The following is a 16,424-nucleotide window of genomic DNA, read 5'->3' as shown; positions in this document are numbered from 1 at the left end:
AATTAAATTCATTAGAGCAGGTTAGATAAGCTTAATAACCATAAAACTATTAAGTTGGTCTAATGAATTTCACTCACAGGAAAGTGCATTTTAACTGTCTGATTCAGATAGTTCAGGGATAGATGAAAAGGATGAAACCAATGCGTAAACAACGATTATTGAATGACATACAAAAAATACTGGCACTTAACTTATCAATCGCTGCAAGCTTTTGGGGACTCAATACTCAAGCGTTTGCTCATGGTGGACATGCCGAAATGGTCTCACTTTATCAAAACATGAGTGAGCAAGGCGCTAAAGTTGTTAAAGATGACTTTACCAATACCTATACAATCACCAAAGGTTCTATGGTAGTTCGGGCCAAACCCAATTCGGATCAGGTTTTGGTGAATGGCAAACCTTTCAAACTCAGTGTGCCTTTATTAATTAAAGATGGTAAACCTGTTATTGGAAAAGATTTTTTTAATGAAGTCTTCCAGTCGGGGTTAGATCAAACTTTCAAAATTGAAAATACGTTTCACCCGCTCAATAGCTTAAATTCTGACGAAATCAAAAAGACCTTTGATGTGATTAACCGCTCGAAATACGCCTATAAAAATATGCGTTTTGCCGAGTTAAAGCTTAAAGAACCTGAAAAAGCCAAAGTATGGGATTACTTCATTAATCACAAAGAATTTAAAGAAGATCGTATTGCTTCATTTATTTTATTAAAGGGCAATCAAGCGATTGAAGGTGAAGTTAATCTTAATACTCAACAAGTCACAAAATGGAATGTACTTAAAGATACTCATGGTATGGTGCTGCTAGATAATTTTGAAGCCGTGCAGCGTGTAATTGAGACAAGTAAAGAATATCAAGATGCGTTACGCAAACGTGGCATTACTGATGTGAAGAAAGTGATTGCTACTCCGCTAACTGTTGGATATTTTGGCGGTAAAGATGGGCTTGATAAACAACTCAACATATTAAAAGTCGTCGCTTACCTCGATGTCGGCGATGGTAACTACTGGGCACATCCTATTGAGAACCTAGTTGCTGTAGTCGATTTAGATAAAGAAAAAATTATCAAGATTGAAGAAGGCGCAATCATTCCTGTGCCGATGGCAAATCGACCTTATATGTCGAATAAGCCCTTAGCAAGTAAGCTAAAACCACTCAATATTACTGAACCTGAGGGCAAAAACTTTAGCATTACCGGTCAAACCATACATTGGGGGAACTGGTGTTTGCATGTAGCGTTAGACTCTCGTGTTGGCTTACAGCTTTCAACCGTGACCTACAAAGATAAAGGTGTGAAGCGTAAAGTCATGTATGAAGGTAACCTTGGTGGAATGGTAGTTCCATATGGTGACCCTGATATTGGTTGGTACTTCAAATCTTATTTGGACTCTGGCGAATATGGTATGGGAACACTCACATCATCTATTCTTCCTGGAACAGATGCACCCGACAACGCTGTTTTACTTGATGCCGTGATTGCAGACTACAAAGGCCAACCACAAGTAATTCCAAATGCCATTGCTGTGTTTGAACGATATGCCGGACCTGAATATAAACATCACGAAATTTTTGGTAACCAAGATGCCAGTGAAGCACGCCGTGAACTTGTCGTGCGCTGGATTAGTACGGTTGGAAACTACGATTACATGTTTGACTGGGTATTTTCCCAAAATGGTGTAATTGGAATTAATGCGGGTGCAACGGGTATTGAAGCTGTTAAAGGCGTTAAATCACGCACTATGCATGACAGTACCGCCAAAGAAGACACCAAATATGGAACTTTAATTGACCATAATATTGTGGGTACAACGCATCAGCACATCTATAATTTCCGCTTAGACATGGATGTCGATGGTGAAAATAACAGCTTTATGCATATGGACCCTGTGGTGAAAGCCAATGACAAAGGCGGTGTTCGTACAAGCTCAATGCAAATTGACAGTAAAGTCATTACCAATGAGCAAAATGCCGCTGAAAAATTTGATCCATCTACCATTCGCTTACTCACGAATTTCAACAAGGAAAATAAATTAGGCAATCCGGTTTCTTACCAACTCATTCCTTTTGCAGGTGGAACACATCCTGTTGCGAAGGGTGCCAATTTTTCTAAAGATGAATGGTTATTTAAACGTTTGAACTTTATGGATAAGCAAATTTGGGTGACTCAGTACAATCCGGATGAACGTTATCCTGAAGGGAAATATTCAAACCGTTCAACTCATGATACAGGCTTAGGACAGTTTATTGGCAACAACGAAAATATCGAAAATAAAGACCTTGTGGTCTGGATGACAACAGGCACAACCCATGTGGCACGTGCTGAAGAATGGCCAATTATGCCGACAGAATGGGTTTATACCCTAATCAAACCTTGGAACTTCTTTGACAACACCCCGACTTTAAACTTGGGTGAAGACGAGCAAAGTACGCAGCACGACCATCACTAAAGATCATCATGAACGAGGATGGGTAACGAATAAGTTACCCATACGTGAGCACGGTTAGGCCGTTCGCAAAAAAGGAATTTCTCAATGAAAAATTTATTTTCTCAGGTTATGAGAGGGACTCTCTTTGTCTCATTTTTTTCAACTGTGCATGCTGGTGAGCTTGAAATTAAGCCAACTTTTGAAGCAACTTTTGGAGCTTTTAGTAGTGGTAAAAGCTATAACGGCGAAAACCTAGATGATGAAAGAGTCAATTGGCAAGAAGGTCATCTTAAATATGGTGCTAAAGGACAATATACCTTTAAAAGCAAACAGCTCTATGCAAGTTTGAGTGGTATTAGCTCGGCAACATTTGGTGATGGCGACGCAGGTCAAAATAGTAATGGCAAAGAACGTAAAACAGATGTGAATGAATGGATCATTGGTTTTAAAGACGGCACCAATAAAGATGAGTTAACGACCTATGATTTAAGTATTGGTCGGCAAAATATCATGATTGGTGATGGGTTCTTTATTGCGGGTGATGCGTTAAACCTCGGTAAAGTGCCTGCGGATGGCACACTCGATCGGGGCGGTGCATATTATCTAGCAGCTCGTCGAAGCTTTGATTTTACGACTTTGCTTCAATACAAACCGCAAGAGAATACAACGCTAAAGCTGGCTTATTTAAAATCAAACAACAAAGCACAATTTTCACCAGAACTGTTTGTAACTGATTTGATGTATCAACTTAAAGATAAGGGCGTTGGGTTCACTTACTTAAACGTATTAGACCTTAAAGATGCTGAACACGTTTCAGGGCGTGAAGATCTTAAAAACTATGCTTTACGTTTAAATTATCAACCTTTACCAGAATTACAGCTCAAAACTGAGTTTGTGGTGCAAGATAAAAAAGATAGCCACGAAAATGCTGGCTACTTAGCGCTGAACTATAACTTTTTATCTTCAAAATATACGCCCTCATTAGGCTACCGTTTTAGTCATTTTTCAGACCAATACGACCCTATGTTTTATGGAAATACAGTCGGCTTTGGTACGTGGTTTCAGGGCGAAGTTGCCGGAAACTATGCTGGTCCATTTAATAAAAATGCAGATATTCATCAAGTCTCTTACACTATGAATTTGAAAGAAAATTTTATGTTGGGTGCTTTGGCCTATAAGTTCAAAACGGTAAATAAGTCTTTAACCAATGTGGATGGACATGAGTTAGATGTGTTTTCGGTTTGGTCGGTTAATAAAAAATTTAACGTTATTCCTTTAGTGGGACTCTATAAACCGAAACACGATATCCATAGTGGCGGTACTCAAAACTACGATGACAAGATCAATGTATATGCGCAGTTGATTCTGCAATACATCTATTAATAAATCCTTTTAAATGAATTGAGAGAAATAAAAATGAGTGAAGTTCAGATTTTACAAAATGTGCAGCAATTTATGGCACGTCAACATGGACATTTTATTGATGGAAAATTAGTTGCTGCCGAGCATTTAGATAAAGTGGATATTGTAAATCCATCGACTGAACAAGTGGTTGCTCAAATTAGTATTGGTAGTCAACAAGATGTCGCAAGCGCCGTCAAAAGTGCTAAACATGCTTTTCAAAATGCTTGGGCTGAAACGACACCCTATGAACGTGGCGTTAAATTAAATAAGTTGGCAGATTTAATTGAGCAACATGGTGAAGAACTTGCTCAGCTCGAGACGTTATCCACCGGAAAACTTATCAATATTTCCCGCCATCTTGAAGTCGCACAATCCGTTATTTTCTTAAGATATTTTGCTGGTTGGGCAACCAAAATTAATGGTCAAACCATGCAACCTTCTATTCCTTCTATGCAAGGTGAAAAATATACGGCCTTTACTTTAAGACAACCAGTGGGTGTGGTTGCAGGGATTGTGCCTTGGAATTTCTCACTGATGATTGGCGTTTGGAAAATCGGTTCAGCTTTAACAACAGGCTGTACCATTGTGCTTAAACCAAGTGAGTTTGCCAGTTTATCTTTATTACGTTTAGCTGAACTTGCCATCGAAGCAGGTATTCCAGCCGGTGTAATTAATGTAGTGACAGGTAAGGGCGATACAGGGCAATATTTAATTGAGTCGCCACTCGTTAAGAAAGTTTCGTTTACAGGTTCGGTACCAACAGGTATTGCCATCGGTAAACTTGCGATGAGTAGTGATTTAACCCGTGTAAGTCTGGAGTTGGGCGGTAAAAATGCCATAGCTGTTTTAGCCGATGCAAATATTGATGAGATTTTACCGACTTTATTGCAAGCAACTTTTGTACATCAAGGTCAAGTTTGTGCATCCCCAGAGCGTTTTTTTGTACACCATACAAAACATAATGAACTAGTCGAAAAACTCTCTAAAGCACTTTCTAGTTTAAAAATTGGATCGGCTATGGATGAAGGAAGTATGTTTGGTCCACTCTCTAATCAGCCACACTTTCATAAAGTGAAACATTATTTAGATATGGCTAAAGCCAATAACCAGATTATTGCTGGAGGTGAGGCTTTAGATCGATCAGGATATTTTGTACAACCGACTTTAATTTCCTTTAAAAATACCGATGATCCTTTATTTTCAGAAGAAACTTTTGGTCCAGTAGTCGGGGTAATGCCATTCGAAACTGATGAAGAACTTATTCAACTGATGAATCAGTCGCGCTTTGGTTTAACCGCAAGTATTTGGACAAATGATTTGTCTAAAGCTTTGCGTTTAATTCCTAAGATTGAAGCAGGGACCTTGTGGGTCAATATGCATACGTTCTTAGACCCTTCGGTTCCATTTGGTGGCGTTAAAGCTTCAGGAATTGGCAGAGAGTTTTCAGATGCATTTATTGAAGATTACACCGAATTAAAATCGGTCATGATTCGGTACTAAGTTTCTACGAGATATAAAAAATGGCCTCTATAGGCCATTTTTTGAATCATTAAAATTAACCTAGTAAAAAATCCTTTAGGATTTTATTAAAAGCTTCAGGTTGTTCTACATTGGAAATATGAGAAGCGTCTATCTCTGCAAGTTGTGATTGTGGAATGCGTTGCTGCATAAACTCACCATCTGCAACAGTCGTTACAGGGTCTTGAGTTCCAGCAATCACCAATACAGGTATTTTGATGTCGTTTAACTGCTCACGGACATCCGCTTTAGCCAAAGCCTCGCAACAATTGGCATAACCTATTGCGCTGCCAGCACTTAAGTCGTTACACAGGTTGTTGACAATTGAAGCATGACTTTGGATAAAGGGATCTGTAAACCATCGCGAAGCTGCTGTAGCTGCGATTGGCTGTAAACCTTGCTCACGTACTAATTTTGCACGGTCAAGCCATGCTTGTTCTTGTCCGATTTTAGCGGCAGTATTTGCAACAATGACATGACTAAAACGGTTAGGGTAGTGAATCGCAAGCCATTGACCGGTTAACCCCCCCATAGAAATACCACAAAAAGCAGCTTTGCTAATATTTAGATGGTCGAGTAAACGGACAACATCTTCACCTAATTGCTCTACAGTGTATGGGCCGTCAGGCGTAGATGATGAACCATGACCACGTGTATCATAACAGATCACAAAAAATTGATCTTTTAACTCATTGAACTGTTTTTGCCACATACCATAATTGGTGCCCAAAGAGTTTGAAAACACCAGAGCAGGGGAAGATGGCTCACCAAAGGTTTGATAGTTAATTTGTGCATCGGCAGATTGAAAAGATGGCATTTGTTTCTCCTTAAAGTGCTTCAACACGTTCAATAATGAGTGCAATCCCTTGACCTACCCCAATACACATCGAACACAAGGCATAACGACCATCTGTTTGCTCAAGCTGGTTTAAGGCAGTGGTCACAAGGCGTGCACCTGAGGCCCCAAGTGGATGGCCTAATGCAATTGCTCCACCGTTTGGATTTACCTTGTTGCTATCATCTGGCAAGCCTAAATCACGGGTCACTGCCAATGCCTGTGCAGCAAAGGCTTCATTGAGCTCAATTACATCCATCTGCTCTAAAGTCAGGTTGGCTTGTTTCAGTAATTTTTTAATGGCGGGTGCCGGAGCAAAACCCATAATACGTGGTTCTACACCCACAGCTGTTGAAGCAATGATCTTGGCACGTGGTTTGAGGTTATAAGCCTGAACTGCATCATCAGAAGCAATCAGTAGAGCTGCTGCCCCATCATTAATACCTGAAGCATTACCTGCTGTTACAGTGCCATCTTCTTTTACAACTGGTTTAAGTTTCCTTAAACCTTCAAGTGTGGTCGATGCACGTGGATGTTCATCGCTATCGATCACAACAGCATCCCCCTTACGCTGAGGGATTTCAACTGCCACGATTTCTTTAGAAAAAAAGCCTTTGGCTTGCGCGCTTGCGGTGCGTTGTTGGCTCACCAAGGCAAACTGGTCCTGATCTGCACGATTAACGTTGAACTGTTCAGCCACGTTTTCGGCAGTCTGGGGCATGGTGTCTACACCATACAATTCTTTAAGTTTTGGGTTGATGAAACGCCACCCCATGGTGGTGTCTTCAATCTTCTGGCTACGGCCAAAAGCACTGTCAGACTTACCCATTACATAAGGCGCACGGCTCATGCTTTCCACACCACCTGCAATCACCAAGTTCGCTTCGCCTGCTTTAATAGCACGGGCAGCAATAGCAATCGCATCGAGTGAAGAACCGCACAAACGGTTAATGGTGGTTGCTGGAACCTGATACGGTAAACCGGCAAGCAGTGCTGACATACGGCCGACATTACGGTTATCTTCACCAGCTTGGTTGGCACAGCCATAGATCACATCATCAACCTGTTCCCAATCTACACTTGGGTTACGCTGCATGAGGGCTTTAATCGGCACAGCGCCAAGGTCATCGGCACGGACGGGTGCAAGGCCACCGGCATAACGGCCGAATGGAGTACGGATGGCATCGATGATATAAGCGTTTTTCATTCTTACATTTCCATTTTGAAATCTGTTGCTGTCATTGCTACATCGTGAAACTTTTTAGCATTTGCTGGTGCTGATCATGGTTACTAAGTTCGAAGTAGTCATGACGGAGTCTTATCGTGTTGAGTCAAATGCCAGTAGTTAATTCATGTCACTTTTTTAAAAAAGTAACCAAAAACCTTTGTTGAACAGAGGAGGCTTCCATGCCTCCCTGTCCAACGGGCGACATCCATGTCGCCTGTCACAATAGCGAATTACGGTAAAATCCAAATTAATAAGCAAGAACCGTATTCAAAGAGTTCCATTCAATGTTTCGCGTTGGCGACATGGATGTCGCCTCGTTGCTCAGCACAACAGGGATGTTGTGTCTGAGTAACAAAGGATTTTTGTTACTTTTTATCCTTAAAAAGTAAGGTACTGCCTATACAAAGGGCTTTCGAAGACCACTATCATTTACAGGCAATGACAGTAGTAGCATTGGCTATGCTGTGTAAACTTTACCCTTGAGTGGCATCGATCAAAGTTGCGCCCGTAAAAGCCTGTAACTCATCAAAGTTAAGACCTTCAACTTTCTCAATCACCTTTAAACCATCTTTGGTCACATCAATCACACACAGGTCGGTGTAAATACGATCCACACAGTGCTTACCCGTTACCGGATAAGTGAGCTCAGCGACAATCTTTGGTTCACCTTGTTTGGTCACATGGTCTGTGGTGATAAATACTTTCTTGGCACCAACTGCCAAATCCATCGCACCACCCACCGCAGGAATCGCATCCGGCGCACCGGTGTGCCAGTTCGCCAAGTCACCATTGGCTGCAACCTGAAAGGCACCAAGCACGGCAATATCAAGGTGACCACCACGCATCATCGCAAATGAGTCACCATGGTGGAAAAAGCTGCCGCCTTCAAGCATGGTCACAAACTCTTTACCTGCATTAATCAGTTCAGGGTCTTCTTCACCTGCAGCTGGTGGTGGGCCAAATGCCAATAGTCCATTTTCAGAATGAAGGAAAATATCTTTATCGTTAGGTAAGTAGCTGGCAATCTTGGTTGGTAAGCCAATGCCCAAGTTCACATAGGCGCCATCTGGAATATCTTGTGCCACACGTTGTGCAATCTGGTCACGGCTGAGTTTCTGGTAGCTCATGTTATTTCTCCTTATTGCTTACTGTGCTGGCGTTACTTGTACAACATGCTGTACAAAGATACCCGGGGTAATGATGTGTTCTGGGTCTAATCCACCCAGCTCCACCACTTCAGAAACCTGAGCAATGGTGACATCAGCAGCCATGGCCATGATCGGGCCAAAGTTACGTGCAGATTTACGGTAAACCAGATTACCCCAGCGGTCGCCCTTATAGGCTTTAATCAAGGCGAAGTCAGCCTTGATCGGATATTCAAGTACGTAATCTTTACCATCAATCTCACGAGTTTCTTTACCTTCGGCCAAAAGAGTTCCAAAGCCTGTTGGAGTAAATACAGCACCTAAACCCATACCGGCAGCCTGAATACGACAAGCCAGATTACCTTGCGGTACAACCTCAAGTTCCACCTTTCCGGCACGGTATAGTTCATCAAACACATAAGAATCTGACTGACGTGGGAAAGAGCAAATGACTTTTTTTACTGAACCGGCTTTAAGCAGTTTAGCCAGACCATAGTCACCATTACCGGCATTGTTGCTCACAATGGTTAAGCCTTTAACACCGAGTTCAATCAGACCGTCAATGAGTTCAGCGGGTTGTCCTGCGGTACCAAAACCACCAATCAGTATGGTTGCACCATCTTTAATCTGCGATAAAACCTCGCTTAGTGAGGACTTACTTTTGTCAATCATGTGAGAAACCTTAGAGCATGAGGTAACGTAATGTATTACTACCGCTAAAAATTTATTGAAATTCTTAATGGTAGTAATAAATGGAGTAAATTTTGTGAGTCAAAAGCGAACTTTTAACTCACATACACTTTCAATTAAGCACTAGCGCGACGACGTTCAACTTCAGTTGAAGGAGCAGCAGCGGCTTCTTTAACCAATTCAATGTTAAATGTGATGTGTTTGAAAGCGTGATCTAAACCACGGCGTTGAATTTCAGCAGGGTCTGTTACATCTACTGCTGTTGCCACTAAACCGTCACGAGTAGCGAAGGCAAAGTCATCCCATAAGTACTCATCACCTTCAATGTTGAATTGAGTAGTTAGCTTGCGGTAACCCGGTGCAGAAACGAAGTAGTGAACGTGAGATGGACGGTTACCATGACGGCCTAACTTGTTAAGAAGAGCCTGTGTTGTACCTTCAGGAGGGCATCCATAACCAACTGGCATAGTGGTTAACGCTACATATTTACCATCTGTATCAGTGAAAATGGTACGGCGTAAGTTAAAGTCAGATTGAGACTTATCAAAGAATGAATAGTTACCTAAACTGTTGGCATGCCATACTTCAACTTTAGCATTTTCAATAATATTGCCATCCGTGTCAGTTACTTTACCTTCAATAATTAAGGTATCGATTTTGCCAGTTTCAGTTCCATCATCCATACGTGCAAAACCAACTGATTCAGGCGCGCCAGCTACATAAAGTGGACCTTCAATAGTACGTGGTGTGCCGCCAGTAACACCAGCTTTGGCATCTGCTTCATCTGCACGTAAGTCAAGATAATGTTCTAAACCTAAGCCAGCAGCCAAAAGACCAAGTTCATTTGCTTGACCTGCATCGGTAAAATATTCCAAACCTTTCCAAACTTCAGAAGGCTGGATGTCTAAATCTTCGATGGCTTGAAATAAATCCCCAAGAAGGCGCACTACAATTTGTTGAACACGTGCATCGACTTCACCTTTTGCTGTGTCGACATTCATTTGTTTTACAAGCGCATCAATTTGTTGACGGTTCATACTAAAACTCCTTAAGTATGCAATACGGTTTTGGGTGGCAGCGCTGCGGGCATTTTGTTTTGCTAGCGAATAAGTGCCGCCACGTTCCTTGTTACCTTCTGAATAATCTGCTTGGTTTTTAAATGGACTTCAGAGATCACATTTAAAACATTCTTTGGATTTACGAATCATCATCACGAACAGAAGATGGGTGACGGTTCATTGCCATCACTTCAATGTCCATGTATGGATAGAGAGGTAAACCCTGTAAAATGTTGTGCAATTCTTCATTGCTCTCGACATCAAAAATGCTGATGTTCGAGTACTGGCCTGTAATTCGCCAGATATGACGCCATTTACCTTGGCGTTGTAATTCTTGCGAATAAGCTTTTTCAACGGCCTTAATTTCATTTGCTTTGTCGGCTGGCATATCAAGTGGAATATGCACATCCATACGTACATGAAATAACATGGGAAACTCCTTATCCTGTTGCCTTAACGACGTAATTTCTCAATCTTATCTTCATCAATTTCAATGCCTAAGCCCGGAGCTGTTGGCAAATGCAATTCAAAGTTTTCGTAACGTAGCGGCTCTTTTAAAATTTCTTCGGTAAGTAATAACGGACCAAATAATTCAGTGCCGAACGCTAATGTTTCAAAGGTTGCAAATACATGGGCCGATGCAATACTTCCTACAGGACCTTCAAGCATGGTGCCGCCATATAGGTCGATACCAGCCAAACCAGCAATTTTGCCAACTTCACATGCTTCAATCAGGCCACCAGATTGTTCAATCTTGACGGCAAATACATCTGCACCATGATTTTTTGCAATACGGTATGCACTGTCAGGTCCAGTTAAAGCTTCATCTGCCATAATGGCTACATCAAAACGATGGGTGAGGCGAGCAAGAGCTTCGGTATTTTGAATTGCACATGGTTGTTCGATTAAATCGATTCCACCATCTTGGAGCTGTTGAATACCATGAATACATTCAAGTTCTGACCATGCACGGTTTACATCTACACGTACACTAACATCAGCACCTAATGCTTTTTTAATCGCAATCACATGGTCAACATCTTGCTGTAAAGGACGTGCACCAATTTTAAGTTTGAACGTGTTATGGCGCTTTAGCTCAATCATTTTGCGAGCTTCAGCAATATCTTTTTCCGTGTCACCAGACGCAAGCGTCCAAAGCACAGGTAAACTATTACGCAGACGTCCACCTAAAACTTCGCTTAATGGCACACCTAAACGTTTGGCCTGAATATCAAGTAGGGCAGTCTGAATTGCACACTTAGCAAAGCGGTTACCATTAATATTTTTACGAATCAGTTTAAGTGTTTGTGCAACATTTAAATCTTTAACTGATGTCAGTAATGGTGCAAAGTAGGTATCAATATTGGCTTTGACACTCTCAGGACTTTCTTCACCATAGTTCAGCCCACCAATGGTGGTGGCTTCACCCCAACCGACAATACCATCCGTGGTCGTAATTTTAACGAGTACCAAAGTCTGGGTACGCATAGTAGTCACAGACAACTGGTGAGGACGGATAGTTGGAATATCCACAAGTATGGTTTCTATGGTTCTATACATGAAGTTTCAACTATTACGAACTTGTTTGTATACCATAGAAGAATGTAATAGCCTAAAATAGATATAGAACGGTATTTTAAGATACTAAAAAGGTATATTAATGGAATTAAGACATCTACGTTATTTTGTTACCGTTGTTGAAGAACAGAGTCTGACGAAAGCCGCAGAAAAGCTTTTTATTGCTCAGCCACCTTTAACACGCCAAATCAAAAAACTAGAAGAAGAATTAGGGATCGATTTATTCGAAAAAGGCTCTCGTCCATTAAAAGTAACGGAAGCAGGGCTGTTTTTTTACCAGCATGCGGTGCAAATTTTGACTCACACCGCTCAAGCTGCTTCGATGGCTAAAAAAATGAAGCTGGTCGAGAACGTTGTTAAAGTGGGTTATGTGAGTTCGCTTCTTTATGGGCGATTACCACAAGTCATCTATCTATTTAGGCAAAAAAATCCTGACATTCATGTTGAGCTTATTGAGTGTGGTACACGAGATCAGGTAGAAGCATTAAAACTTGGCAAAATCGATTTAGGATTTGGGCGATTACCAATTAGTGATCCAGCGATTAAGCGACTTCTGCTTAGAAAAGAAAAGTTAAAACTCGCAATCCATAAAAAACACCCATTAAGTGATTTCCAAGAGACAGGAATTTATTTATCTCAAATTATTAATGAGACAATTTTTTCTTATCCAACTACACCTAAACCAAATTTTTCGACCACTATTCAAGCTTTATTTACCAAATTAGGTCTTGTCCCAGCCAAGCTGACTGAAGTACGAGAAATTCATATGGCACTTGGCTTAGTGGCGTCCGGTGAGGGTATTTGTATTATTCCGGAAAGCGCCTGCGACATTGGAATGAAGAATCTAACTTATTTAAATATCTTAGACCTAGAAGCCTATAGTCCCATCTCTCTATCCATGCGCAACATGGACCAAAGTTCCTATATTCCTAAAATTTTAGATTGCATTGAAGAGATCTATAGCGAAGAAGATGTGTCTAGAAACTTGAATTTATAAACTTTTAAGGTTCTTAAACTGGATATTTCATGTTATTTTAAAACTTTAAACCTATAGGTAATATGTAAAAGGAATTATTGAATGAGAAAAATTTTAGGTTTAGCTTCACTTATTATGTCTACTAGCGTTTTACATGCGGAACAATTAAAAGAACAAGAAAAAACTTCTCCTTATAGCGCGAATGTGACTTTTGCTAGTCAATATATTTCACGTGGTTTCCAACAAACTTGGGGTAAACCAGCCTTACAAGGTGGACTGGATTATGCCAATCCTAGTGGTTTTTTTGTAGGAACTTGGGCATCAAGTGTAAGTTCCAACTATCTGCGAGATGCTTCAGTTGAATGGGATTTTTATACAGGTTATTTAAAAACAATCGATAAATTCTCGATTGGTATGTCTATTTTTTATTATTACTATCCAGGCGCGAAAAGTACACCAGAAACGGGAAATACGAGTTATAACTATGGTGAAATCGTACCTCAAATTGGCTATGGTCCTTTAAGCCTCAAATACTTTGTGACTTACACGCCAGATTATGCTGGTTATAACTCTAAAACCATGGGTGGACCTGCTGGTAAAAGGTCAAGAGGATCAAGTTATTTAGATGTTAACTTTACCCAGCCGATCAGTGAAACTTGGACTTTTGGTGCCCACTATGGCTATGAAAGAATCAAAAACTTTTCAGAGTCGAACTTTCAAGATGTTAAAGCCGAAGTAATTAAAGATTTAGGTGATGGTTGGAGTACAGGATTAGCCTATACCAAGGCATGGGATAAAAATGCTTATTATAAAAAGTATAGCAATGGTGAGCCGGGCGCACCTATTTCAAATCCAATTGATTCAACTTTTACAGTCTCTGTAAAAAAGGTGTTCTAATTTATAAATAAAAAGCCTGATCACTTTAATTTAGAGTCAGCAGGCTTTTTCTAATACATAGAGAAAATTATTTTTTAATTAAATCATAAGCCATCTTAGTGTCATCTAGCTGAACGAGTGAAGCATGGCGAGCAGAGAGCGGATCTTTATTTTCAATTGCTGTCAAAATTGCTTTATGTCTTGGTAGCGAATGGCCTTGTAAATTTGGACGTAGACTTGTCACTTGAATTGATTGCTGCAAAGGTAAAACCAACATTTTTGACATATAAGCCAATAAATCATTATGCGTTGCTTTAGCAATTGCTAAGTGAAACTGAATATCGGGTTCTATAAACTCTTCAACTGTTGTCGCTTTTTCCATGCCTTCATAGGCTTGCTTAATACGCTCAATATCTTCTTCATTTGCTGTACTTGCGGCAATATAAGCAAGCTCTGGTTCTAAAACGCGTCGTACAGTAGAAAGGGTTTTAAAAAACTCGTGTTCAGGGGTTGTTTGAATCAACCAAAACAATACATCCGGATCGAGCAAATGCCATTCTTCTTTAGGTCTAACCACAGTCCCGATTTTAGGTCTTGAGTAAGTTAAACCTTTAGCATTTAAAACACGGATGGCTTCGCGAAAGACAGGGCGGCTGACTTTATATTCCTCACATAAATCAACTTCACTTGGGAGTTTTTCATTTTCTGAGATTTCTCCAGAAACGATTTTTAATCCCAATTGTTGAACAATTAATGCATGTTGGCTTTTGCTTGGAATAGGATTTTTATAGTCAGCTTTACTCATATTTCACTATTACGAGATGTTGAATATCCTATGGTATAGATGACCTTGTGTTTTAACAAGATCATCTTTTTCAAGAATAAATATTAATGAGAATGACGTGGAACTTCCGAGCCGCGGCAACCGACCAAGAAATCAAAATCACAGCCTTCATCGGCTTGTAAAACATGTTCTACATAGAGCTTACGGTAGCCGCCAATAAAACTTGGTGGAGCTGGAGGCGCTAAATTTTCAAGACGTTGCTTAAGTTCTTCATCACTCACTTCTAGGTGAAGTTTTCCAGCATAGGCATCAAGTTCGATAAAGTCGCCATTTTGAACTACAGCCAAAGGCCCGCCTGCCATGGCTTCTGGAGCAACATGCAAAACTACAGTGCCATAAGCTGTTCCACTCATACGTGCGTCGGAAATACGGACCATGTCGGTAATGCCTTTGGCTAAAATTTTTGGTGGTAGTCCCATATTTCCGACTTCTGCCATGCCCGGATAGCCTTTAGGGCCGGCATTTTTCATCACAAGAATACAAGTTTCATCGACATCTAGATCTGGGTCATTAATCCGGGCTTTATAATCATCGAAGTTTTCAAATACGACTGCACGACCACGGTGTTTCATCAACTCCGGTGTGGCAGCAGATGGTTTAAGCACTGCACCTTTAGGCGCTAAATTACCGCGTAAAATACACATGCCGCCATCTTGTCGAATTGGGTTATCTATTTTCCGAATCACTTCATCGTTATAAATAGGTGATTGCTGGCAGTTTTCCCAAATGGTTTGACCGTTTACGGTTAAAGCTTGTGGATTTGGCAAGAGATTGGCTTCACCCATACGACGAATTACGGCTGGCAAGCCGCCGCTATAATAGAACTCTTCCATTAAAAAACGACCCGAAGGCTGTAAGTCGACAATGGTTGGCATACCGCGGCCAACACGGTTCCAGTCATCGAGTTGTAAATCAACCCCAATGCGTCCGGCAATTGCTTTTAAGTGAATTACGGCATTGGTTGAACCACCAATAGCTGCATTGACCTTAATGGCATTTTCAAAGGCTTCTTTGGTTAAGATTTTAGAAAGACGTAAATCTGCATGAACCATATCAACAATACGCATACCAGAAAGATGAGCCAACACATAACGGCGAGAATCTACCGCTGGAATGGCCGCATTGTGGGGTAAAGAAGTGCCTAGGGCTTCAGCCATACACGCCATTGTAGAAGCGGTGCCCATGGTGTTACATGTACCAGCCGAGCGTGACATACCAGACTCGGCAGATAAAAATTCATTTAAATCAATTTTGCCTGCTTTTAATTCTTCATGCATTTGCCAAACGATAGTACCTGCACCAATGTCTTTGCCTTTATGCTTACCATTCAGCATTGGACCGCCAGTCACTACAATGGCTGGAATATCACAGCTTGCGGCACCCATTAATAATGCAGGTGTAGTTTTGTCACAACCTGTTAGTAAGACCACACCGTCAATAGGGTTACCACGAATAGCTTCTTCGACATCCATACTGGCTAAGTTACGGGTAAACATGGCGGTAGGACGTAAATTCGACTCACCATTTGAAAACACAGGGAATTCAACAGGGTAGCCGCCCGCTTCTAAAATCCCTTTTTTTACATGTTCGGCAATTTTTCGAAAATGCGCATTACATGGGGTGAGTTCAGACCACGTATTACAAATCCCAATGATGGGCTTGCCTTGAAACTCATGATCTGGGATTCCTTGGTTCTTCATCCAGCTACGATACATAAAGCCATTTTTATCCGTTGTACCAAACCAGGCAGCCGAACGAAGAACTTGTTTGTTATTCATACAAATTTCCCTATATAGTATTACTATTAGAATTAATTGAATTAAAAAATACACCATAAATTTTATTT

The 16,424-nt window shown here is 40.9% G+C and carries 14 protein-coding genes; 5 read left to right on the top strand and 9 right to left on the bottom strand.

The genetic code is table 11. From position 1 onward, the window contains the following. Positions 1 to 131 precede the first annotated feature (131 nt). From tynA to ABLC00_RS09855, 3 genes are all read left to right on the top strand, one after another. Positions 132 to 2,447, top strand: coding sequence for a primary-amine oxidase (gene tynA, locus ABLC00_RS09865; RefSeq protein WP_079377122.1), 2,316 nt, complete (start codon positions 132 to 134; stop codon positions 2,445 to 2,447). A gap of 144 nt (positions 2,448 to 2,591) precedes the next feature. After that, entirely contained in the window at positions 2,592 to 3,809 is a 1,218-nt protein-coding gene (locus tag ABLC00_RS09860; protein WP_079377838.1) for a hypothetical protein, read from the top strand. A gap of 33 nt (positions 3,810 to 3,842) precedes the next feature. After that, positions 3,843 to 5,330, top strand: a complete 1,488-nt coding sequence (locus tag ABLC00_RS09855; protein WP_004887052.1) for an NAD-dependent phenylacetaldehyde dehydrogenase — start codon at positions 3,843 to 3,845, stop codon at positions 5,328 to 5,330. Positions 5,331 to 5,385: 55 nt separating this feature from the next. Here the strand turns inward: ABLC00_RS09855 and pcaD are convergent, their stop codons facing one another. The 7 genes from pcaD to ABLC00_RS09820 all read right to left on the bottom strand — a co-directional run bounded on the left by pcaD (position 5,386) and on the right by ABLC00_RS09820 (position 11,864). Further along, positions 5,386 to 6,165 (bottom strand): 3-oxoadipate enol-lactonase, encoded by a 780-nt coding sequence (gene pcaD / locus ABLC00_RS09850; RefSeq protein ID WP_004887054.1) that lies wholly within the window; start codon positions 6,163 to 6,165, stop codon positions 5,386 to 5,388. Between the two features lie 10 nt (positions 6,166 to 6,175). Continuing rightward, a complete protein-coding gene (pcaF, locus tag ABLC00_RS09845; RefSeq protein WP_004887057.1) occupies positions 6,176 to 7,390 on the bottom strand; it encodes a 3-oxoadipyl-CoA thiolase in 1,215 nt (404 codons plus the stop codon). A gap of 494 nt (positions 7,391 to 7,884) precedes the next feature. Next, positions 7,885 to 8,538 (bottom strand): 3-oxoacid CoA-transferase subunit B, encoded by a 654-nt coding sequence (locus ABLC00_RS09840; protein ID WP_004887060.1) that lies wholly within the window; start codon positions 8,536 to 8,538, stop codon positions 7,885 to 7,887. A gap of 18 nt (positions 8,539 to 8,556) precedes the next feature. Next, positions 8,557 to 9,228, bottom strand: coding sequence for a 3-oxoacid CoA-transferase subunit A (locus ABLC00_RS09835; protein WP_031982708.1), 672 nt, complete (start codon positions 9,226 to 9,228; stop codon positions 8,557 to 8,559). 134 nt (positions 9,229 to 9,362) lie between these two features. Next, positions 9,363 to 10,283 carry a catechol 1,2-dioxygenase gene (catA, locus tag ABLC00_RS09830; protein ID WP_004708601.1) on the bottom strand — a complete coding sequence of 307 codons (921 nt, stop codon included), beginning with the start codon at positions 10,281 to 10,283 and terminating at the stop codon, positions 9,363 to 9,365. A gap of 160 nt (positions 10,284 to 10,443) precedes the next feature. Then, entirely contained in the window at positions 10,444 to 10,734 is a 291-nt protein-coding gene (gene catC / locus ABLC00_RS09825) for a muconolactone Delta-isomerase (protein WP_000897237.1), read from the bottom strand. A gap of 23 nt (positions 10,735 to 10,757) precedes the next feature. Next, entirely contained in the window at positions 10,758 to 11,864 is a 1,107-nt protein-coding gene (locus ABLC00_RS09820; protein WP_004747037.1) for a muconate/chloromuconate family cycloisomerase, read from the bottom strand. A 100-nt stretch (positions 11,865 to 11,964) separates the two neighbouring features. Here ABLC00_RS09820 and ABLC00_RS09815 point away from each other — a divergent pair, with 100 nt between their 5' ends. Beyond that, the gene (locus ABLC00_RS09815; RefSeq protein ID WP_004887067.1) at positions 11,965 to 12,879 is read left to right on the top strand and encodes a LysR family transcriptional regulator; all 915 of its coding nucleotides are present in this window, start codon (positions 11,965 to 11,967) and stop codon (positions 12,877 to 12,879) included. Between the two features lie 81 nt (positions 12,880 to 12,960). Then, entirely contained in the window at positions 12,961 to 13,755 is a 795-nt protein-coding gene (locus tag ABLC00_RS09810) for a TorF family putative porin (RefSeq protein ID WP_004887069.1), read from the top strand. A gap of 67 nt (positions 13,756 to 13,822) precedes the next feature. Here the strand turns inward: ABLC00_RS09810 and ABLC00_RS09805 are convergent, their stop codons facing one another. Continuing rightward, a complete protein-coding gene (locus tag ABLC00_RS09805) occupies positions 13,823 to 14,539 on the bottom strand; it encodes a FadR/GntR family transcriptional regulator (protein WP_000029961.1) in 717 nt (238 codons plus the stop codon). Positions 14,540 to 14,622: 83 nt separating this feature from the next. Continuing rightward, positions 14,623 to 16,356: an IlvD/Edd family dehydratase gene (locus ABLC00_RS09800; RefSeq protein WP_004887070.1), complete on the bottom strand. Its 1,734-nt coding sequence runs from the start codon at positions 16,354 to 16,356 to the stop codon at positions 14,623 to 14,625. Between the last annotated feature and the right edge of the window lie 68 nt (positions 16,357 to 16,424).

The sequence above is a fragment of the Acinetobacter nosocomialis genome, assembly GCF_041021905.1.
GTDB lineage: Bacteria > Pseudomonadota > Gammaproteobacteria > Pseudomonadales > Moraxellaceae > Acinetobacter > Acinetobacter nosocomialis.
The sequence above is the reverse complement of the archived record's forward strand: the minus strand, read 5'-3'. Positions and strand labels throughout refer to the sequence as shown.

Bases quoted from the DNA above. Each gene is read 5' to 3' on its own strand.
- tynA (WP_079377122.1), top strand. From the start codon at position 132: ATGAAACCAATGCGTAAACAACGATTATTGAATGACATACAAAAAATA.
- ABLC00_RS09855 (WP_004887052.1), top strand. From the start codon at position 3,843: ATGAGTGAAGTTCAGATTTTACAAAATGTGCAGCAATTTATGGCACGT.
- pcaD (WP_004887054.1), bottom strand. From the start codon at position 6,165: ATGCCATCTTTTCAATCTGCCGATGCACAAATTAACTATCAAACCTTT.
- pcaF (WP_004887057.1), bottom strand. From the start codon at position 7,390: ATGAAAAACGCTTATATCATCGATGCCATCCGTACTCCATTCGGCCGT.
- ABLC00_RS09840 (WP_004887060.1), bottom strand. From the start codon at position 8,538: ATGAGCTACCAGAAACTCAGCCGTGACCAGATTGCACAACGTGTGGCA.
- ABLC00_RS09835 (WP_031982708.1), bottom strand. From the start codon at position 9,228: ATGATTGACAAAAGTAAGTCCTCACTAAGCGAGGTTTTATCGCAGATT.
- catA (WP_004708601.1), bottom strand. From the start codon at position 10,283: ATGAACCGTCAACAAATTGATGCGCTTGTAAAACAAATGAATGTCGAC.
- catC (WP_000897237.1), bottom strand. From the start codon at position 10,734: ATGTTATTTCATGTACGTATGGATGTGCATATTCCACTTGATATGCCA.
- ABLC00_RS09820 (WP_004747037.1), bottom strand. From the start codon at position 11,864: ATGTATAGAACCATAGAAACCATACTTGTGGATATTCCAACTATCCGT.
- ABLC00_RS09815 (WP_004887067.1), top strand. From the start codon at position 11,965: ATGGAATTAAGACATCTACGTTATTTTGTTACCGTTGTTGAAGAACAG.
- ABLC00_RS09810 (WP_004887069.1), top strand. From the start codon at position 12,961: ATGAGAAAAATTTTAGGTTTAGCTTCACTTATTATGTCTACTAGCGTT.
- ABLC00_RS09805 (WP_000029961.1), bottom strand. From the start codon at position 14,539: ATGAGTAAAGCTGACTATAAAAATCCTATTCCAAGCAAAAGCCAACAT.
- ABLC00_RS09800 (WP_004887070.1), bottom strand. From the start codon at position 16,356: ATGAATAACAAACAAGTTCTTCGTTCGGCTGCCTGGTTTGGTACAACG.